At 32.6% G+C, this 21,451-nt stretch carries 18 protein-coding genes and 1 riboswitch; of the genes, 3 read left to right on the forward strand and 15 right to left on the reverse strand.

Annotated features, from left to right (window positions below):
- Positions 1-94 precede the first annotated feature (94 nt).
- The 6 genes from SB773_RS21180 to SB773_RS21205 form a co-directional block, all read right to left on the reverse strand.
- Entirely contained in the window at positions 95-2,476 is a 2,382-nt protein-coding gene (locus SB773_RS21180; RefSeq protein ID WP_410591914.1) for a pPIWI_RE module domain-containing protein, read from the reverse strand.
- Between the two features lie 331 nt (positions 2,477-2,807).
- Entirely contained in the window at positions 2,808-3,494 is a 687-nt protein-coding gene (gene tenA, locus SB773_RS21185; RefSeq protein ID WP_410591916.1) for a thiaminase II, read from the reverse strand.
- Between the two features lie 124 nt (positions 3,495-3,618).
- Positions 3,619-3,724, reverse strand: a riboswitch (TPP riboswitch).
- A 73-nt stretch (positions 3,725-3,797) separates the two neighbouring features.
- Entirely contained in the window at positions 3,798-4,712 is a 915-nt protein-coding gene (locus tag SB773_RS21190) for a D-alanine--D-alanine ligase (RefSeq protein ID WP_410591918.1), read from the reverse strand.
- A gap of 4 nt (positions 4,713-4,716) precedes the next feature.
- A complete protein-coding gene (gene pdxR / locus SB773_RS21195) occupies positions 4,717-6,165 on the reverse strand; it encodes a MocR-like pyridoxine biosynthesis transcription factor PdxR (RefSeq protein WP_002185703.1) in 1,449 nt (482 codons plus the stop codon).
- A gap of 96 nt (positions 6,166-6,261) precedes the next feature.
- A complete protein-coding gene (locus tag SB773_RS21200) occupies positions 6,262-7,287 on the reverse strand; it encodes a homoserine dehydrogenase (RefSeq protein WP_410591920.1) in 1,026 nt (341 codons plus the stop codon).
- An 87-nt stretch (positions 7,288-7,374) separates the two neighbouring features.
- Entirely contained in the window at positions 7,375-8,616 is a 1,242-nt protein-coding gene (locus SB773_RS21205; protein WP_060752205.1) for an esterase/lipase family protein, read from the reverse strand.
- A 278-nt stretch (positions 8,617-8,894) separates the two neighbouring features.
- Here SB773_RS21205 and SB773_RS21210 point away from each other — a divergent pair, with 278 nt between their 5' ends.
- Positions 8,895-9,221 carry a DUF3914 domain-containing protein gene (locus SB773_RS21210; protein WP_410591922.1) on the forward strand — a complete coding sequence of 109 codons (327 nt, stop codon included), beginning with the start codon at positions 8,895-8,897 and terminating at the stop codon, positions 9,219-9,221.
- Between the two features lie 76 nt (positions 9,222-9,297).
- Here the strand turns inward: SB773_RS21210 and SB773_RS21215 are convergent, their stop codons facing one another.
- The 5 genes from SB773_RS21215 to abc-f all read right to left on the reverse strand — a co-directional run bounded on the left by SB773_RS21215 (position 9,298) and on the right by abc-f (position 15,425).
- Entirely contained in the window at positions 9,298-9,984 is a 687-nt protein-coding gene (locus SB773_RS21215) for a lipoprotein BA_5634 family protein (RefSeq protein WP_410591924.1), read from the reverse strand.
- A gap of 53 nt (positions 9,985-10,037) precedes the next feature.
- Positions 10,038-11,969, reverse strand: coding sequence for an ABC transporter permease (locus SB773_RS21220; RefSeq protein ID WP_410591926.1), 1,932 nt, complete (start codon positions 11,967-11,969; stop codon positions 10,038-10,040).
- Positions 11,944-12,714 carry an ABC transporter ATP-binding protein gene (locus SB773_RS21225; RefSeq protein ID WP_000404262.1) on the reverse strand — a complete coding sequence of 257 codons (771 nt, stop codon included), beginning with the start codon at positions 12,712-12,714 and terminating at the stop codon, positions 11,944-11,946. Before SB773_RS21225 ends, SB773_RS21220 begins: the two co-directional genes overlap by 26 nt.
- 468 nt (positions 12,715-13,182) lie before the next feature.
- Complete coding sequence (locus SB773_RS21230; RefSeq protein WP_410591928.1) at positions 13,183-13,776, reverse strand: GNAT family N-acetyltransferase; 594 nt, start codon at positions 13,774-13,776, stop codon at positions 13,183-13,185.
- Between the two features lie 20 nt (positions 13,777-13,796).
- Complete coding sequence (gene abc-f, locus SB773_RS21235) at positions 13,797-15,425, reverse strand: ribosomal protection-like ABC-F family protein (protein WP_410591930.1); 1,629 nt, start codon at positions 15,423-15,425, stop codon at positions 13,797-13,799.
- Positions 15,426-15,937: 512 nt separating this feature from the next.
- On the opposite strand from abc-f, the gene SB773_RS21240 reads away from it, so the two are divergent.
- A complete protein-coding gene (locus tag SB773_RS21240) occupies positions 15,938-16,927 on the forward strand; it encodes an aldo/keto reductase family protein (RefSeq protein ID WP_410591932.1) in 990 nt (329 codons plus the stop codon).
- A gap of 77 nt (positions 16,928-17,004) precedes the next feature.
- On the opposite strand, the gene SB773_RS21245 is transcribed toward SB773_RS21240, so the two are convergent.
- The 4 genes from SB773_RS21245 to SB773_RS21260 form a co-directional block, all read right to left on the reverse strand.
- Positions 17,005-17,904: a LysR family transcriptional regulator gene (locus SB773_RS21245; protein WP_410591975.1), complete on the reverse strand. Its 900-nt coding sequence runs from the start codon at positions 17,902-17,904 to the stop codon at positions 17,005-17,007.
- 198 nt (positions 17,905-18,102) lie between these two features.
- Positions 18,103-19,086 carry a sensor histidine kinase gene (locus SB773_RS21250; protein ID WP_410591934.1) on the reverse strand — a complete coding sequence of 328 codons (984 nt, stop codon included), beginning with the start codon at positions 19,084-19,086 and terminating at the stop codon, positions 18,103-18,105.
- Positions 19,083-19,790 (reverse strand): response regulator transcription factor, encoded by a 708-nt coding sequence (locus tag SB773_RS21255; RefSeq protein WP_002127681.1) that lies wholly within the window; start codon positions 19,788-19,790, stop codon positions 19,083-19,085. Before SB773_RS21255 ends, SB773_RS21250 begins: the two co-directional genes overlap by 4 nt.
- 125 nt (positions 19,791-19,915) lie before the next feature.
- On the reverse strand, positions 19,916-20,830 hold the full coding sequence (locus SB773_RS21260; RefSeq protein WP_410591937.1) for an acetamidase/formamidase family protein: 915 nt from the start codon (positions 20,828-20,830) through the stop codon (positions 19,916-19,918).
- A 159-nt stretch (positions 20,831-20,989) separates the two neighbouring features.
- Here SB773_RS21260 and SB773_RS21265 point away from each other — a divergent pair, with 159 nt between their 5' ends.
- Positions 20,990-21,418, forward strand: a complete 429-nt coding sequence (locus SB773_RS21265; protein WP_002013108.1) for a cell wall hydrolase — start codon at positions 20,990-20,992, stop codon at positions 21,416-21,418.
- The last annotated feature ends 33 nt before the right edge of the window (positions 21,419-21,451 follow it).

The raw sequence follows: 21,451 nt of genomic DNA on the forward strand, positions 1-21,451 counted from the left end.
TAAAAGAAAAGATACATGACAAAGGATAGCCTTATTTACATGAAAAAATGACAAATCCTGCTCATTATTACTAGCAGGATTTGTACACTATTATTTATATTAATATCAATGTATCTTCTTTTTCTAAAATTATTACATCTTCATCTAATTCGTCATTGAATTCTTTAAACTCCCTTGAATCAATATCGGTAGTATAATTTTTAATTAATTTAGCCATATGCATTACATACGTATTATGAATATTTTGTTCTGAGAGCAAGGTTGATTTACAGCACATGTAATGTATCATTTTGGCGATTTCTTCTCTCTCTTCAGATTTTACACCAAGCGGGATAACTTCGAGTATGTACTGCTGTACTATCTCATTACAATCTAATTCGTATGCAGCCGTGCTATAGTAAATTCCCATTTGATCTACAAATAATCTCGTTTCATTCATAACATGTTCTTGGTCTCTAACAATATAGTTCGGTACATCTGAGTTAGTATTAATTCTAATTATGTTTATATCCTCTTTGAAATTTGAGATTATTTCAGGTGAAACCCCAATATTAACGCTTTTATTTTGCAATTCCTCTATCCAATATTTCCTCATATTGGCATCTACAATAAAATAAACTTCTTTATTTTGTTTATGTGCATCTTGTGAAATTTCAACTAATGTTTCTGACATAAATTGTTTAAAACTGACTCCTATATCATTCCTTTTTGATGGTTGTGGTAAAAACACTTTATTATTACCTATATTCAATAAAGTATGATCAATTGTGCCCCATTCTTCTTGACCATATAATTTATATAATATTTCTCTCCCATTTATTTTTGAAAAAATAGGTAAGAAATCATATTTAGACATTTTCTCAATTGATAAATTTACAATTATCCCCGGTAATTTTATCTTATTCCAACTACACTTTAAGAACCCCTTTTGTTCTAACAAACTAAGAATGGCATTAATAATTTCTTTTTTAGATACACTTTGTCCGATAAATAAATTAATAAATGCTGAAATACGTTCCGTTTGAGCGAATCCTTCCCGAATAATTTGCTTTGGACTAATTTTTTCGCGACCATCACAATTTTTTATTGCAATTAATGCTAATTTCATTTCATTTTGCTCACCTGCCGTAGCATGTACAGCTTTTACGACATCGTCTACTAGTTTCTTTTTGTTTTTATGGCTATATTGCATTCTATATGGATTTTGTAACAATTTCCTAATGTTATATCTTACTATTTTTAACAACACCGGATTGTCTGCATTTAATACATAGGAGGAATCTCCGTTTTGAGCTAAAACTATTTTGCTATCTAATAACGCTTGTTCTATCTCTATTACTATATCATCTGACCATACTTCTAACGTAATTGAGTCTAATCCCTTTGGGGCAAATAAAGGTAATAACTCATTCTCATTATTAGTTAATATATTTTCACATTCTGGAAGTAATGTGAAATATGGGCATATTCGTTGGAATTCATTAAAAAGTTCCTCTTTTTCTCTTACTTTTATACCAAATTTTATTTTTGTTCCTTGAACTTTATATATATTTTCGTTATATGGAAGAAGCACTCTTACCTTTGTTCCTCTAATATACTCTTTCGGACATTGGAGAATGTTCTCTAATTTAACTTCTCCCCCTATCCTATAATCATCTTTTAAATTTCTAAAACGTTTAATCCACTTTATTCCTTTTACAGCTTGTTGTACTTTTAACTTTACAAATCTTTGCTTTTTATTATTTGATTCAAATTCAGGAGTTGAAATCAGTATTTGGCTCCGCTTTCGCCCTAAAAGTATAGGGATATCTTTATGATTATATTGTTGATAAAACCTCCTAATCCCTACAGATACTTTTAATAGCGGAATATTCTCACCTCCACGAGTTACGTATTCAAACCGATATACATAAGAGAAATAATCATGTGTTTCTTCATCTTTAATTGGCTCAGACATCGCTTCAGAAACATGTTGTGATCGCAGTGGTGAAAAATATATTTCTTCCTCATTTTTATTTTCCATACGTAAAGGCTGTTCGCAAAAAATATGAGTAATTAGAGCTGGTACCCATTTAGAAAAGGTTTTTTTATCATGTAATGCTGGTAAATTACTAATTAAATCATACTGCCATTCTAAATGTGGTGGATCTATTAATTTATTAGGTTTCCAATCATGAATAACCTCATACCAGCTTTGGAAAATATAGTCTAACTGTTCTTGTTTCATTGGTTCTTTTGCTACAATCCAGGGCGTATCTTCCTTTAATATATATGGATTATGCTGAATGAATAATATATCAGAAAACATTTCATACAATCTTTCATTTACAAGTTTTAATTTGCTCGTTAATAAAAATGTTCTATAATGTATCTCTACAATCTCAAGCCATTCAATAGGAAAATAAATATACGATACTTTCTCATTATAGAGGGGTTCTACTATATTTTTAAATGCTAATAACTGTAATTTTTCCATATTATTAATACTTCCTCTCTTAATTTATATTGATCATGAGTAATACTAGAAAAGATACCAATTTTTTAAGCATTAACGAATCAAATTTTAACCAAGCACATTAAAGGAAATAAATAAATTACATTTGGTTATTTAAATAAAACATTATTAAAATCAAATTAATATAAAGTAACTATTAACATATAACTACCTCCTTATGGGACTTTATATTATAAAATCATTATAATGAATTATTATATTTTTTATCTATGATTTACAAAAAAATTACAGAAACTAAATATAATAAAAGGTATCGCCTCTTTATATAGCGATACCTTTTATATACTCTTAATTAAATAACACCTTTAACTTCTTCATTCACCGGCCATTTTTCTAATGTATATGCCATTTCCCAAAATGAATATTCATATTGACTACTAAAAATAAAATGTTGTCTCATACGATTACGGTCTGCCTCTGTTACTTTTTCAGCGATCGTATCTAATCGTGTGATTTGCTCTTCTACTAGAGTACGGAACCAATCAGATCCATATGCAGAAATCCATTCTTGATAAATTGGCTCTTCTGGTTGACATTCTTTTAATCGTTCACCGATTTCATAATATAACCAATAACAAGGTAAAATAGCCGCAATAATATCTCCTAAATGCCCTTCATAAGCTGCGCGATACATATGAGATGTATAAGCGTATGCAGTTGGCGCAGGAATAAAATTATCTTTTTCTTCTTTTGTAATCCCTAATTTCTTTGCGAAATTCTCATGTAATGATAACTCAGCTTCATACGTATTTTGTGCATGGTGTGCCATACGAGCTGTCGTTTCTAATTCAAGAGCCTTTGCAGCACCTAACGTTTGTACTCTAGAAAAATGACTCAAATAATAAGAATCTTGAAGCACATAATATCGAAAACTAGCTAAATCTAATGTTCCTTCGCCTAGTTTTTTTACAAAAGGATGGTTAAAACTTGCTTCCCAAATTGAATCTACTTCTTTACGTAATGATTGTGAAAAAGTCATTTAAACCCCTCCAAATAATGTAAAAAATATACGTATTTATCCACAATTATTAAAGCTGTAAAATAAAAAAACTTTCTTTACAGGCGTAAAGAAAGTGAAATTGACAGTATTTATTCGTTAAATAGCAACGTCTTTCCCACTTCCCTACGCTGGCATTAACCAGATCAGGTACTAAGAGTCTCAAAATTTCATCTGATCTCAGCCTATAAAAGGCCCCCCTAGTGGATAAATATTTAGTTGTCGTATTGTAATTATCATAGCATAATTCGTGGAACTGTCAAAAGAATTAATTATATAACTACCTTAAAAACCTTCTTCTTTCCTTACTTTTAATGAAGTTTCAATTATCATATCTAATAGTTTGCTATAATTAATTCCCGCTGCTTCCGCACTTTTTGGCAGTAAACTTGATTGTGTCATCCCTGGTAATGTATTAACTTCCATTACATATGGAATTCCTTCCTTCACCATCATATCAACCCTTGCATAAACACTACATTTTAATGCTTTATAACAAGCCAGTGACGCTTTATTTACACGTTCCTTTATTTCAGCTGGAAGTTCGATAACTTCTTCAACTGTACTAGTATCATCATATTTTGCATTGTAGTCAAAGAACACAGCAGCATGTCGAATCGAAATGATAGGTAACTGTTGCCCATCAAAAATTGAACATGTAATCTCGTCACCTTTTATATACTTCTCAATTACTACTTCAGAATCCCATTCGAATACAGTTTCTAGCATAGAGATTAATTCATTTTTATCATAGACAATCTTAACTCCAACACTTGAGCCGCCAGAGTTTGGTTTTACCACTAACGGAAATCCTAATTTATCTAACTCCTCAAGCTTTAGATTCTCCATTTTTGTAAGTTCAATCCAATCTGGTGTCTCTACTCCTTCATAACGCAAAATCTTTTTCGAAATATTTTTGTCCATACATATACCGCTAGATAACATATTGCTGCCGCTATATGGAATACCTAAACTCTCAAGCGTCCCTTGAACCGTACCATCTTCTCCGTATTTTCCGTGTAATGCTAGCAATGCAAAATCAATGTCTTTCGCTTTTTCAATTAAATCCATTTTTTCATTTAACGTAATTGGAACGATTTCATATTTACTCTTATCTAAATGTGCAATCATTTCATTCCCAGTCATAATTGATACTTGTTTTTCAGAGGATACTCCTCCCATAATAACGCCAATTCTCATTTTCTCAACTCCAAGTTTCATTTTTTAAAGTTTCACCAATTATTTGAATCCCGCTAACAATTTCCTGTTCTTTCAAACGTGAAAAGCCTAATCGGAATGTGTTCGCTCCTCCTCCATCAGAGTAAAAAACATCTCCAGGAGAAAACGTAACTCCTTTTTCATAACACTTTTGTAAAAGTGTGCGGGCTTGAATTTTTTCTTCCAACTCTATAAACAAATGAAGTCCACCGTCTCCAGTCATTCTTTTAAACGGAATGTACTGATTACACGCCCCAACAGCTAACTCATATTTTTTCTTATAAACAGATCTTGCTTTTTTTAAATATTTTTCAAAATATCCTTCATGTAAATATTGAAACAGAACAGCTTGATCTAACGTAGATGTGTGAATGGTTCTGGCTCTTTTAACACTTTCTAAATAATGTATCAGTTCTTTATCTGCAATGATCCAACCTACACGTAAACCAGGGAAAAGTACTTTTGAAAAGCTACTAATATAAATCACATTATTACCAGCCCCTGCAAAAGTTAATAATGGCGATAAATGTGAACCCGAATAACGTAATTCTTCATTAAACCCATCCTCTATAATAGGGATCTTGTATTTTGAAAATAACCTCATCAATTCCGTTCTTTTCTCCGAACTCGTAACAATACCAGTTGGATTATGATAAGAAGGGATTAAATACGCGAAATCAAAATCCTTTTCACGCAAACTTTTTTCTACTTCATTCGTATCAATACCATCATCATTCATATTAATTCCATGAACTTCAAGTCCATGTAAACGAAAAAGCTTCAATGCAGCATGGTGAGTTGGGTTCTCACAAATAACACGCCCTGATTTCTTCGATAAAGAAGATAACACAATATCTAATCCTTCTGTAAATCCATTTGTAATTAGAATATCTTTGTTCGAAATATCTACACCTTTCATTTCCATGTAATGAAGTAAATAATTCATTAACGGTCTATAACCTTTTGCATATCCGTAGTTCAATACGATATCCCCTTCAATGGACATACGAGTAAGAAAAGCTCTTTTGAAATTTTCAACATCAAATAGCTTTTCGTCCGGGGCTATACTATTAAAAACAATCATTCCTTTTTCCCAGCGAACTCCATGCTTCATTAAGTCTAATTCATCCGCTAATGTGGTAACTGTATTAAGTTTATTTTTCCAATCTATTTCAACAGACGAGGTGTTACTTATATCCACCTTCGCAACGAAATTTCCTTTTCCTTTAACTGCATAAATGAGTCCTTCTTGTTCTAAATCCGCATATGCAGAGAGTACTGTATTTCTGCTCACTGATAATAATTCACTTAGTTCCCTTGTTGATGGGATTTTTTGGTCCCCCAACAAATGCCCTTTCATAATCATCTTTTTTAAATAATCCTTTAATTGAATATAAACGGGACGATCTTTTACAACTTTAAAATCTTTAAACAATTTCTTACCCCCTGCAATTATTTTCGCATATTTATTTCATTCTCAAAAGGTCCACTACATATGTATTTTTTATTAATAGCGGTACGGTTATAAAGCCTATAAATCATTTCGATATAAATTGATTACATCTTTTAAAGCAGCAGCTGCAGCTCCGCGTGGATTAGAAGCTCCACCAATTGTAGTGACTTGTCCCATTGTATCTGTAAAGAACGTAATTCCTTTTTCCGTGCCATTTATATTTGCTAACGGATGTTCTTTCTCTAAATTACAAGGTTGTACACTAAGGTTTACTTTTCCATTATCATCTTTATATGCTGATGCAATTAATTTAATTGATTTATTTTGTTCCTTTGCATTTTGAATTTGTTGCGTTGTAACGTGCTCTATTCCGTTTATTTTTATATCTTTGAGTGAATAATTGTTTCCCATTAAACTATTCGTCAAAAGTAATAATTTACAAGCGCTATCCATCCCGCTTATATCTAATAACGGGTTAGTCTCCGCAATTCCTTTATTTTGTGCTTCTTGCAATGCTTCTTCAAACGTCTTATATTCTTCATGCATCTTTGTAAGAATATAATTTGTTGTCCCGTTCAATATTCCTTCTATTTTTTCAATATGACAACCTGCTAAACTTAGTTGTCCAATGTCTAATGTCGGTAACGCAGCGGCAGTTGCACCGCTATATCGAATGCGTGAGCCTGAAATACGTGCTGCTGTATTCAGTTCACTCCAAGCTGTAACAAGTGCACCTTTTGAAATAGCTACTATATCCATTTGATTTTCAATAGCTTGTTTCATATACTGTTTCCCTGGATTTCCATTTTTAAGATTTGTAGCAGTTGATTCAACCAATACAGTACCATTTATATTAATCGTTCCGCGTTCCTCTGGATAATGTTCGATATATTTTTCAATTGCAGCAGAACCATCACCATACGTCAATAAATCATTAATCTGCAAACCTTTCCCGTTATGTATTGCAATATTTCTTCCTATCACTCCACTAACAACTAACTCAATTCCATATGTTTCATTTGTATATAAATATTTTTCGTTTAATAATTTAATAAATTCTTTACCAACTGTCCCATACCCTGATAATACCACTTGAATTTTCATAATATCCCCCCATATTTTTCTACCAAATCCCTCTTTCAATATAATATAAAGCGCCCTCGAATTCCATCGAGAGCGCTTTATTATTATCTATTTCGGTAACCGTGATAATTTTTCTGCAATTGTTCTATAAAACTCTTGAATATTAGAAAAACCTAACGTGTCTGAAACGCTTAATCCTACCATATCAAGATGGTCCCAATTTGCTTTCGTTTCGATATGATTCCATTTTCCAACCTGTAAAGACTCATTATCATTTGCAGCAATATTAGATGAAGGTGCAATCATAGAATTTGTATTTACTACACCGTCATTTTGCCACCAAGAAGTATCTATTAATGTTCGATTCTCTTCATATCTTGCATAGGAACCTAAGAAAAATGCATTACCCATTAACACTTTATTCATCGTTATATGAGGTAAATGTAAGCCTGTTATTGGTGCTGCTTGCGATGCATGTCCACTATAGGATAAATAATATACATCCGATTGCGTCTTTACCCAATTATTTAACTCTTTTGCACCATCAGTACTTAAATCCCATTGACTTATATCTTTTGTATTTTTCCAAATTGAACTATTTAGAATACGATCACTATATTGGAAAAAAGACTCTCCGGCATTCTTTTTTATACCCCATTGTTCCAATTTAAAATCATATAATGATAAATTATTGTTTCCTCCTAAACTTGCAGCTGTAATGAGTAAATCTTTAACAAACGGCAACAGAAGACTTCCGTCCGCAAGTGTTGTACCATTGTGAGGAGTTGCTAATGTTGTAACACTATGAACATACGATTTACCACCTTCAAATAGTGGTGATATCTTTGTGTTCGGATGATTTTTCACATGATTTTTTTCTTCATAACTTCCTTCTTTTAATAGCTGTACTAATGTTCTCGTCGTTTGTCCTCCCATACTATGCCCAACTAAATGAACTTTATTTGTTTCACTCCAATTCGGTGCAAAACCACTATATGTTCTACCAAAACGATTATGTCCATGTTTCTCAGCATGTGCCGCACCATAATCTACTGTTCCACCGTTAATTTGCGCGTATAATTCACATGCACGGTCCCAATTACTAGAAACAGGGCCAACAGCAGCAGTATGTACTGTATAACCATTTCTTTTTAAATCTTCCTGTATATCATGAACACCACCCCAATATTTTACCCCTAACATTTCTTCCCTACCCCATCCAGCAAATCCATTCACTAATATGATAGGATAATTATTTTGTTGTCTCTCTTCAGCGTAAGTTGTTTTCGCTGCGAATGAACAAACAGTCACTAATGTAAAAAAACATACTTTTAAAAATAACTTCCCCATACTTTCTCCCCCTAATTAAACGCTTTCATTTTTCCGTGAAAAAGATTGACACAATCAGTTTTTAACTTAAACATAATGTAAAGTATTTTATATACGTTGTATATATAGACAACATACACAAATGTTGATAAATATTAATTCAAGTAAACATTTACTTTTTACAATACAACTTGTAAATCTGATTATTCGAATTTATAATTAAATATAGTTTCCTCATGTTAAATGGCTTTAATAATCATAAGAAAACTTATTTCATTACTTGAAAAGGAGGAAAAAGCATGCAAATCGGATCAAACATTCATACATTATCTCAACCTCCTAAAATAACTCCATCTAATCTTGAGCATAATACTATCTCTTCTACTAGACTTGAAGGTAAGAAAGCGAATGATCCTATCAAGTTCGATATTCGTTTATCTGAAAAAGAAATGAAACAGCCTGAGCATAAATTTAACGAATTAGATTTATGGAAGATGTTAAAGGATAAAGGTGTTCCTTTATGGATCATCCTTGAAATGCTACAAAAGTCTCGTAAAGAAAAAGAAGCTCAAAATTCAAATGCGATTGAAGAAACGAGTGAGACTCGATTAGATGAAGTAATGTAAAGCATAATATTTGATTGGTCTATAAACTAAAAAGAGTTCGAAGTTGATAAAATTTTCATCAGCCTCGAACTCTTTTTTAAGGTTTTTCTCCAATCGTTACAAACTGAAAAGATACTTCTCCTTCCAAACCTTTAATTAGCTTTTTTACTTTGACATTTTCATTAACCAATGTATTATCTGTCGACATCTTAGGCTTTTCGTCCCCTAGAGATTTTTTCAAATGAAGAAGGTGCATTTTCGTTTCATTTGCCTTTATTTCTTTATACATACTATTTTTTGATACAATCACATACCATTGCGTTGGATATTTACGAGTGTTACCTATCCAAGCGTCACTATCGTATGAAACAGGAATTTCTTTTCCTTCTAATTCAATACTTTTCATATTCTTTTCGTCTTCATGTGTAAACAACAGCGAGCCTTCTTTAGGGAATTTCGGTAACGTATCTATTAGTTTTATATTGGATCCATTATCTCGTTTACGAAAAATATTTGCTTTAATCATCGCTTGTGCTGTAGATTCATTTAAAATTAACACCTGTCCTTTTCCATATTTACCTGTTTTCACAGAAAACACTTCATTTTCTTTCGTAATTTCCTGATAACGATTAATAATAGGTGAAGTTTTATTTTCATCTCCAATGATTAATACACCGGTTGCAGGAAATGGGTTGTCCTTTTTAGAGCATGCACTAAAGCTTATTAAAAGTATTATCGTTAACATACAAATAGTTAAAGTTCTTTTCATCACGGTTCCTTTCATAATTCAATTTATTTTTCATATGCTTTTCTGTAATCTTTTTAGGTAAAATAATTTTATTGCCCCATAGTCTTATAAAGCTTTTGTATGTAACGCCAACGAGTAATAAAGAAGTATAGAACTTGTATACATACAAATGAAATTAAAATAATGATAGAGCTATTTATTATAGAAAAATCAACTAATTGTTGTAATGCCATATAAGCGACTACAGTATGAATCACTGCAACGACAATCGGTAAGAAGAACATTAATACTAACTGTCTCGTTACAACCTTTTTTAGCTCTCGTTTACTTAATCCCATTTTTGAAATCAGTTTATATTGCTGTTGATCGCGATCCAAATCTGTATATAATCGGAAATAAATAAAAATAGCGGCGAATGTAAAGAATACGATTCCGACTAAAACACTTGCCATAAGTAATAGTCCATTCGTTTGCTTTGCACTTAACAAATCTATAGTTAAAGCTCGAAATTCAAAATTACCTACTCTAGTATCTTTCTCAAATGTACTAATTAATTCGTTTGAAATTCTCTTCGTTTTTATCCAATCATCTACAACAAATCCGTAAGTACGATATGGAATGTCATTATTAACTAGATTACTAGTAAGAGGTATTCCATCATATACATGATCTTGAACAGCGATATAAATAGTTCTAGAATCATGTGGTAAAACTAAATTTTCTACAGCTTTTTTCACATGAAATGTCTTTGTCCAGTCACCTTGAATGACTTCTATATTCTTTTTATAGTCGCCATTTTTAAATTCTTGTTTTTGTGATACGACTCCAGGAATTAATAAAATTTCATCTTCTTTTTCAATCGTTTCTTGTTGATACCCGAGTGCTTTAGCAAGATCGTTATATTCACTTAACTTCATTACATTTACGTTATTTTCTGTGTATATAAATGAAGATGAAGCCACTCGATACGGAATATTAGCATCAGAAAGGTGTTTTTTTATAATAGAAAGATTTTCATTTAATACTTTATCGTTTTCAAAACTTCCATACAAAAATGTATAGGGATTTGTCATCCTTACCAAATCCCTATTTCCAAGAGCAGCTGTCGTACCAATCGCTGTAAATGCAACCGCTGAAACAATAGATACTATAAAAAACATCGTTGCATTATCTTTCATACGGTAAATTAATTCAGAAAATGTTAATATATTTGTTCTCTTTAAAAAGAAAGATTCTCTCCTTTTAGCAAGGTGCAATATGTAAACGCTACACTGTGTATATAAAAAGTACGTTCCTATAATTACTAGGAGCACACCTATCCCAAGCGTAATAAAACTGGTACTTGGTATGAAGCGAAATACTAAAAAATATCCATACCCTATACTAATTAAAGAAAGTAGCGATAATAAAACTGAAGATTTCGGTTCAGGTTTTGGCTTTTCCTCTGCTCGAATAAGTTCCACAAGTTCCGTTACTTTTATCATTTTAAATGTAAATAGTGAAACAATTAAAAACAAGAAAAAAAATGTGATAACTGTTAATAATACAGCCCGCACTGGTATATAAAAAGGTAAACCATTATTAATCATTAATACACTAGCGCTTATCAATAAGACTAGTTTAGAAAATATGAGTCCTATGAAAATCCCTATACAAATTGACCCAAGTCCAATCAACATATTTTCAATTAACAATAACTTCTTAAGCTGTCTCATTGACATACCTTGCATCATTAAAATGCCAAATTCTTTCTTACGCGTTTTTAAAAATGAACTAACTGAATATAGAATGAAGAAAAATGAAAATACAAAAATCAAGCCTTGCGAAACTGAAAATCCCAATGTACCAAATGCACTTATTGTTGTACTCGTCGATTTTAATTCCCCTTGTAAATCAGGATGAAATAATAACAGGGCATACGTAAAGAAAATCATAATAGAAAATGCACAACTTAAAAAATGGGCAGCGTATGTACGCTTATTACGAAAAATATTATTAAATGCGAACTGACGAAAAGTCATGCCTTTTCCCTCCTAACAAAGAAAGGACATCCATAATCTTTTGATAAAAGGCTTGCCTGCTTTCACCACAATAAATTTCGTTATATAGTTGACCATCTTTAATAAATATAACTCTGCTGCAAAAACTCGCTGCATACGGATCATGTGTAACTAACATCATCGTTGCTTTTTCTTCTTTATTAAGAGTATCTAGCATCTCCATTACATCATTTGAAGATTTAGAGTCTAAATTCCCTGTTGGTTCATCTGCAAGTAATAATTGCGGCTTATGAACGATAGCACGAGCGATTGCTGTTCTTTGAGCCTGACCCCCTGATATTTCAAATGTTCTTTTACTCAATATATCTGCAATATTTAATTTCTCTGCAATTTCTTCCACTCGTTTGTTCATTTCTTGTACAGATACACCATCTAATGTCATCGGCAATACAATGTTTTCTTTCACTGTAAGTGTGCTAAGTAAATTAAATGATTGAAAAACAAATCCTAATTGTTTCCTACGAAATAAAGCTAAACTGTCTGATGATAACTGGAAAGGATTTGTACCATTTATTAATATTTCTCCCGATGAAGGAGAATCGATAGTAGATACCATATTTAATAATGTTGTTTTCCCACTACCTGATGGTCCCATAATTCCTACAAATTCACCTTCTTGAATTGATAAATCAATATCTACCAATGCTTTAAAAGGTATTTTCCCTTTATATACTTTACTAATACTTTTTGCATGTAAAATTTCCATTTATATTCTCCCTTCATTTCCACTGCTCACTATAAAGTGTAAATGAATTGTCTTATAGCACATATTGATTCATCTTTCATTTATCTTACACGCCTGTAAGATTTCTAAAAAAACTGATAACAAACCTGTTTTCAAACTATAATTAACGATTATTCATCTTATATTATCTATATAGTAGTATAAAATACAATACTACTTATTTCTGGTTGCCAGGACACCTTGTAAGCCTATTAAATATATAAATAAAAGTGGGTTTAAGAAACGATTATCATCATTAAAAGTTGCTGTATTCCTTGTATTCTTTATTAGCAACATAAAATATATTATAAAGAATAACTATAGAACTTCAAAACGATGAATAATAACTTATAATTCATAAGTATAATCCAAAAGTAAATAGTACATAAAAAAGCTCAGAGTTTTAACTCTAAGCTTTTTTAAAATCATTTCATTCCATTATAACTCCTTTTAAAGAGCAATATTTTTTATCCACTCTGATTTGCTCAATAAATAATGATTATATAGTTGGTTTTCTATCGTCTGTTGGCTCAAATAAGTAAATCCACATTTTTCAATAACTTTATTTGATGGTACGTTGTTAATTAAAGCAATTGCGTTGAGGACATCTACATTTGTATTTTTAAACAAATAATCAATTAACCCTTTAGTCGCTTTCGTAGCGTAACCATTGCTTTGATACTCGCTTGAAATAGCATACATTATTTCTCTATTTGGTGAAGGGAGTTCTTCTTTAATGCTTGTGCAGCACCATCCAATAAATTCATTTGTATCTTTATTAAATATTCCTAGCTTTAATATATGACCATCTATGTTAGACGTTTTTGTCACTGCATCAAGAAATGCTTTGTTTGCTGGTATTTCATCATTAATAACCCAGTCAATCCTTTGTTCTTTCGTTGATTTCCAGTCTGGTAAAAACTGTTCTATTTCCGGTTGATTCGATATTTTATAAATACTCTCCGCATCTTTGATAGTAAACTCTTGCAAGTATATATCTCCACAGTCTATTCTAAATAAATTAGTCGAACTCTCTTCTCCCATGTTAATCCCCCTTAATTATATTAAAGCGCCTTAATCTGCTTCGTAAGTTCTATAAATCGTTCATCAAGTTCTTTATATTCTTTATCGTTAGAAGTTAAGAAACTTAATTTACCTAATACTTCTTGTCGCTCTGTTTCTAACGTTAAACGTAGCTCTTCAATATCATCTCTTGTTTTAATAGGTTCCTCTAGCTGCTTTTGTATCGTATTATTTGAAAACACGAGTTTCGTGTTAGTTGTTTTCTCTAGAAAATATCGATCGTGAGAAACTATAACGAGTGTTCCATTATACTCAGCTAATGTATTTTCAAGCTGTTCACGTGAAGGGAGGTCAAGGTGATTCGTCGGTTCATCTAAAATAAGTACATCTTTTTCATCTAAAATATAAGCCATTAACTTGCATTTTACTCGTTCCCCCATACTCATATGCTCAATCGGCTCTTTCCATTGAGAAGCTTGGAATCCTAAATGTTTCATTAAATTTTGGACTTTTCCTCTTTCTTCAAATGTCTCTTTAAAAAATAAATCTTCTGGTGTTTTATCCAGTGGTAAATCAAATACTTCTTGTGTTAAATAACCGATGTTTGCAGATGGTGAAATCCATACTTCTCCTTGTACAGTTTCCGTTCCCATAATCATCTTCAGTAATGTTGTTTTCCCGCTACCGTTTGGTCCAACAATCGCAACCTTCTCACCGTGCTGGATTGTAAAATTAACGTTTTCAAATAATGTCTTTCCATGAAAGTCTTTTTTTAATTTCTTTACTTCTAAAAAGCGTTTTCCTACTTTTTTATTCGCTTGAATAGAGAACTCCACTGAATACTCTTCTTTCACACGTTCTACTTTCGTTTTCTCCAGCTCTTTTTCGAGACGCTTTCGTTTTGACTTCACTTGCGCATCCATTCGCTTCGCTTTTACACGATAAAACTCTTTAACTCCTTCTTGTTTTGTAGACTGTGCGTGTGCCTTTTGTGACCATGAACTTAATTCTTTTATATGTGTTTCTACTTGTTCTATCTTTTTTTGTTGTTTTTCATATTCACGTTGCTGCGTCATTCTTTTATGCTCACGTGCTTTCATATAACTCGTATAATTACCGATATGGTCAATTAATTTCTTATCCTCAATTGACCATATTCTAGTTGCGACAACATCTAAAAAGTATCGATCATGCGATACAACGATAACTGTACCCTTCATATTTTTTATTTGCTTAATGAGAAATTCCGTACTCATCTCATCTAAATGATTTGTCGGTTCGTCTAATATTAATAAATTAGGATTTTCGGCAAATCCTTTTGCTAGTCGAACTTTCAGCTTTTCACCACCACTTAAAGTAAGAAAATCGTTCGTTGGCACGCCCCATTTCGCAAGAAGTTCTGCTTCTTTTGCAATCATATCATTACTAATAAAATATTCTATTTCTTGTTCAACATATGCCGTTGTCATATTCATTTGCTGCCATTCAACAATCCCTTTTGATGGCTCAATCTTCCCATTTATTAATTGAAGTAACGTTGATTTACCGGCACCGTTTTTACCAATTAATCCGATAACATCCCCTTGTTTTACTGTCACATTCATTTTCTCTAATAAAGTATTTTCCATTATTTCAACATAAACATCATTTAATTTTAAAAGTTCTTTCATAATACCGATCCCTTTCATTAAGGGAGAATAAAAAAATCCTCCCAAATAAATTTGGCAGGATTAGTCGTTAACATATTTATACCCAAATAAGCTATTACGCATAATAAATAGCAATACCGTTGTAAGGAAATTGGGCAGACTAATCCTATTTTTTATAAATTGAAATTTATTGAATTTCAACATTTAAAAATAAGATTAGTTAATCATCGTCCACCCATCATTCCTTTCCGTCGTTAGTAACCATATTGTACCATAGTAGTACTGTATGAGTAAATGCGATTATACGTGCTGTGAAAATGATTGCTTTCTTTTAGGTCTATTTATCTTCACTTCATATCGATCAAACACAAACAACATCTGTAATACTACTGGCTTTAGATTTCTTTAGTAGTAAACTTCTAAGCACTCTCTCTTATATAATTTTTATATAAATGTATCATTAATTATATATTATACATATTACATTTCAGTTCTTATAATAAAGATATCATTTTAAAAGGAGGGATTCTACAATGGAATTTAGCAAACTAGGAAACAGTGGATTAACAGTAAGTAAGATTGCATATGGGAACTGGATAAACCATGGCGGGAAAGTAAATGAAGATATTGCAAATGATTGTGTGAAAGCCGCACTGGATGTTGGAATTACAACGTTCGATACTGCTGATGTTTATTCGGACACGATAGCCGAGGAAGTACTTGGCCGGTCTTTGAAAGGTATACGACGAGAAAGCATAGAACTATGTACAAAAGTATGCCATCCGACCGGACCTGGAAAAAATGATCGTGGATTATCGAGAAAACATATTATAGAAAATTGCAATGCATCGTTACAGCGGTTGCAGACAGACTACATTGATGTCTATTATGCACATAGATTTGACTCAACAACTCCCCTTGAGGAAACGATGTTAGCTTTTGCTGATCTTGTAAGACAAGGTAAAGTCCTTTACTTAGGCGTAAGTGAATGGACATCAGAACAAATTACCCGCGGTGCAGCACTTGCACGAGAATTGAACATTCCACTTATCGCTAGCCAACCTCAATATTCGATGTTGTGGCGTGTTATTGAAACTGATGTAATACCAACATGTCAACGTGAGGGGCTTGGTCAAGTTGTTTGGTCTCCCCTTGCACAAGGTATTCTCTCAGGAAAATATCAACCTGGTAAACCCTTGCCGACTCAATCGCGTGCTAATTCAGATGCTGGTAAACCATTTTTCCACAAACTCGTGCAACGTTGGATGAGTGATGATGTACTCACTGCAATTCAGAAACTCAATCCCATCGCGCAAGAAACTAATCTTACCCTACCACAACTCGCAGTTGCTTGGGTACTACAAAATCCAGCTGTTTCCTCTGCAATTATTGGCGCTTCAAATCCGGAGCAAATAAGAGAAAATGTAATTGCTTCTAGTGTTAAATTGCAACCTGAAATTATGGATCAGATTGATAATATACTAAAAGGTTTCGCTGAGTACGATCCGAGTAAAACAGGTTGAATCTTCAGTGACTTTAAAATAAAAATGGGAGTTTTCCTATCCAACTTTCCCACTGCCCATCCCATCAAGATGGGCCTTTACTTTTCAAATTCAAATTGTGAAGTCGTATAAACCTCTCTAACAACTGTTAAGAAGTTCTCTAATACGACAGACTTTTCATCTTGTCTCCATCCAACATATAAATTTATTTTCGGTGTATTTTCTTGAATGTCTTTATACATGACACCCGATTTTTTATAGCTTTCCACCGATGATGGAACGACAGAAATCCCCATTCCTGCTGCAACTAAATTCACAATAGTTTGCATTTGGATCGCCTCTTGAACAATATTTAAACTTACTCCATGTTCCCAAAAGTAACTAATAATTAAATCATAAAAGTTAGTACCGAAATGACGAGGAAATAAAATAAATGGTTCATCTACTAGTTCTTTAATAGAAATATTAGGTAACGAAACTAATGCGTGATTTTCATGTAAAACCAATTTTAAACGTTCTTTAGAACAAACTTCGGAAGACAATATTTCATTATTCTGCTTAGAACGAATAAATCCAATGTGAATTTGTTTTTCATAGAGCGCTTTTATTTGCTGGTCTGTTGTCATCTCGCGTAATATAAGCTGTATTTTAGGAAATCGTTCTCGAAATGTTTTTAATATGTCTATAACTGTTTCTGTAGAATCGACAAAACCGATTATTAAATGTCCTATCTTCCCTTCATCCGCGAGCTGTGTTTCTTTAATAGTTCTATCTACTTGAAGCAATGTTTGCCGCGCACCTTCTAAAAATATTTTTCCAGCATCCGTAAGTTCAACCATTCTTTTTGTTCGATGAAAAAGTTGAACACCTAATTCTTCTTCCAACTTTCGAATTTCTTGACTTAAAGGCGGTTGTGCCATCATAAGACGTTCTGCCGCACGGCTAAAGTTTAATTCTTCTGCCACTGTTATGAAATATTTCATTTTACGAATATCCATTTCAATCCCCCAGTCATTATCAATTACCCAAAAAGCACTTTTATTACTAAAAAGCATGTGTATGACTAGTTGTTCTTTTTCCTTTTCAGTTGAGTTTATCTTCTCTTATGTAAATAATTTTACATTCTCAAATTGTATCAGTATTACAAAACAAGGCTAAAAAACTTATCTTAAAAGTTCTTTAGCCTGAATCACTTTTTACACATTAAAAAATATTATTCGTACAATGGTACCTTTACCAACCTCTGAATGGATTTCTACACTATGTCCTAATTGTTTCGTAATTTCATATACAAGATATAGCCCCATTCCAGTTGATTCTTTAAAATCTCTACCGTTTTCTCCTGTAAAGAAAGGTTTAAATACTCTTGGTAAATCTTGCTTCGGTATCCCTACGCCACTATCCATAATTTCAAGTACAACTGTATTACCTATCTTACGTGCTATCACTTTAATCTTTTCTCTACTACCTGATGAATATTTAATCGCATTCGATATAATTTGACCAATTAAAAATTGTAACCACTTCGCATCACTTTCTACAATAATATCCTTATCTATTCTAAGCTCAGGATATACAAAATTCCGGATAAAGAAGCGTTTATGTTCATGCACGGAATCATTCACTATTTTATGTAGTTGTACTCTTTCTACATAAAAATCTTGTGTAAATGCTTCTAAACGCGCGACATACAAAGCCATCTCTAATCCCTTTTTCAACCTATCAGTTTCCTCATTAATACTTTCAAAACGTGAATCCACTTCATCTTGTGTAATTAATTCTATTACAGATAAAGGTGTTTTCATTTGATGAATCCACTGATTCATAAAGGTTAAATGATCATTATTTTTCCTCTCTTGTAACTGGAGCTGATTTTGATAATGTCGATATTGTACTTCGAGCAAATCTTGGAGAGCAGTAGATAAAACTGCAAAATCAGATTTTTGAACAGATTCATCCAAAGATTGCAACGGATTTGCTAAACGTTCATAAAAAGAACGATGTGTAAAATAACGAAATACTAAATAACTTACCATAAAAAAAGCACCTAAAAACATTGCATATAATGCCGTTGAAATATGATTATGCCCATCAAACCAATAAACTAAGAATATGGCTAGTAGTTGGATCGCAGTAAAACAAATAAGTGGTATATGATCACGTATAAATAACCTTATCATTTTTCCATACCATTATCCCAAGTAATATGTAATCTATATCCAACACTACGAATTGTTTCAATTGCTCCTTCAATTTGTAACGTTTTTAACTTTTTACGCACACGTGTTGTATTTACACTTAATGTATTATCATCAACATAAGATTCACTATCCCATAATTTATTTAATAATACTTCCCTACTCACAACACGCGGATAGTTTTTCATTAACATCTCTAATAAAATGGCTTCGTTTCTCGTTATATCAATCTCTTGGTTCCTAAGTTTTAATACAAGTCTTTCGGGATATAAACTAAGACCTTGTTGCTCAATCATTCGTTCTTCTAGTTTCGGTGCATAGTCTCCATAAGCACGTCTTAAATGACTACGAATTTTCGCCATTACAACTTCATAATGAAACGGCTTCGGAATAAAATCATCGCCACCATTTTCTAACGCCATAACTTGATCCATCGTACCTTCACGGGCCGAAATAAATAAAATCGGACATGTGGAAACCCCGCGAATTTGACGACACCAATAGTAACCATCAAAACTTGGTAAATTAATATCTAATAAAACTAACTCCGGTTGTTCTTCTAAAAATATGTCTAACACATTTTGAAAATCTGTTACAATAATTCCTTGGTAACCGTATTTCGCAACATATGTTGATAATAGCTCCGCAATTTTCATATCATCTTCAACAATCATAATTTTAACCATCTCTGAACTCCTTTTTGACCCACAATCTCAAATATACTTATATAAATAAATACTACCTCTTTTCACAAAATCCGTAAAATAGAAAAAGGATACTTTTATGCAAAAGTATCCTTTTTCTATTTTTCTTATTTAATATGAAATTCATTTAGAGAAAATCCTAACTTCTCCACATATTCCCTTCCTAGTTCCATCCGCGCCGTTTTTAATGGATCCACAACTTGGCAAATTTTTAAATTACCTGCTGCTGATAATAAAAGAGTTGCATCAGCTTTAGACATTTCTAATTCTTCATGTAAAAATGTCACCATATTACGTACAGCACGATTCGCTGCATCATCTAGCAATTTCTCTGAAGCAATCGTCATTATTTTTTCTTTTTGAATAGCCAATGGTAATGGCCATTTCTTTCCTTTTATAGTCTGAACAGTTACAGTTACCTCACCAGCAACCTCTACTCCACTAACACCAATTTCACCATCACCCATCGCAGCGTGTAAATCGCCTAATGCTAAAAGAGCACCAGGAACATTTACAGGTAATAATAACGTTGTACCTTCTTTGATTTCTTTACAATCCATATTCCCGCCGTGATCATGCGGTGTACCACATGAAATACTCTCTTCTTTCGGTGCAGTACCAATCACACCAATCATTGGATTAATTGGAATTTGCAGTTCATTTGAAAATGAAACATGTCCATTATGTATTGGGACAATTTTTACTGTATTTTCATTTAGCTCATCACCCATTACACCTAGGTTCGCACCTGTAGTTAAAACACCCTGCTCTGCAATTTTAATCTTTTCAATCGTTACGACTAATACATCACCAGGTTCTGCACCTTTAATATGTACAGGTCCGGTCGCTGGATTTATTCGATTCCAATCTAATTCTTGAAACACAACATCTTCAGAATCAATTTGATTTTCAAAGCAATCATATGTTTCAAATACAAGACGGCTCCCAATTTCTACTTCAATACATGGATTATTTTCTGGTGACATTGCGTAAATGATAGGTTCTTTATGAATACGATGCATAGTACCTCTCCTTTTTCGTTTTTATCTTCTATATAATAATTAGCTTTTATCTGCATAAGCTCCTTTTTAAAATTAGTAGTTATTTTCAAGAAAAATGCACTTAGCTCATTTTGAAACATACACTCTTTACTATAACAGGTAAAGAAAGGTGGTATTACAATGCCCCTTATTCCATACAACGAAAGTGACGTTGATTTACTAGCACGTTTAATCCGTGCTGAAGCTGAGGGCGAAGGACGACAAGGTGAACAACTTGTTGGATGTGTTGTAGTAAACCGTGTATTTTGTGATTGCTTAGATTTCAAACAACTTCGATCTGTGCGTGATGCAGTATATCAAAGCCCTGGCGGATTCGAAGCAGTTCAATACGGTTACTTTTATCAACGTGCCCGTGAATCAGAAAAAGAAATCGCAAGAAAAGTTTTACAAGGTGAATGGCGCTGGCCAGCACGATGGGCTCTTTGGTATTTTCGTCCAGTTGGAGCTTGTCCACCTGAATGGTATAATCAGCCGTTTGCAGGGCAATTTAAAAGCCATTGCTTTTACGAACCAAGTGGTGATGAATGTCCAAAAATGTATTCAAGATAGTAAAAATTAAGCAACGCAAGTACTTATTCTATT

This window comes from Bacillus sp. SIMBA_074, from assembly GCF_046534555.1.
GTDB classification, from domain to species: Bacteria; Bacillota; Bacilli; order Bacillales; family Bacillaceae_G; genus Bacillus_A; species Bacillus_A mycoides.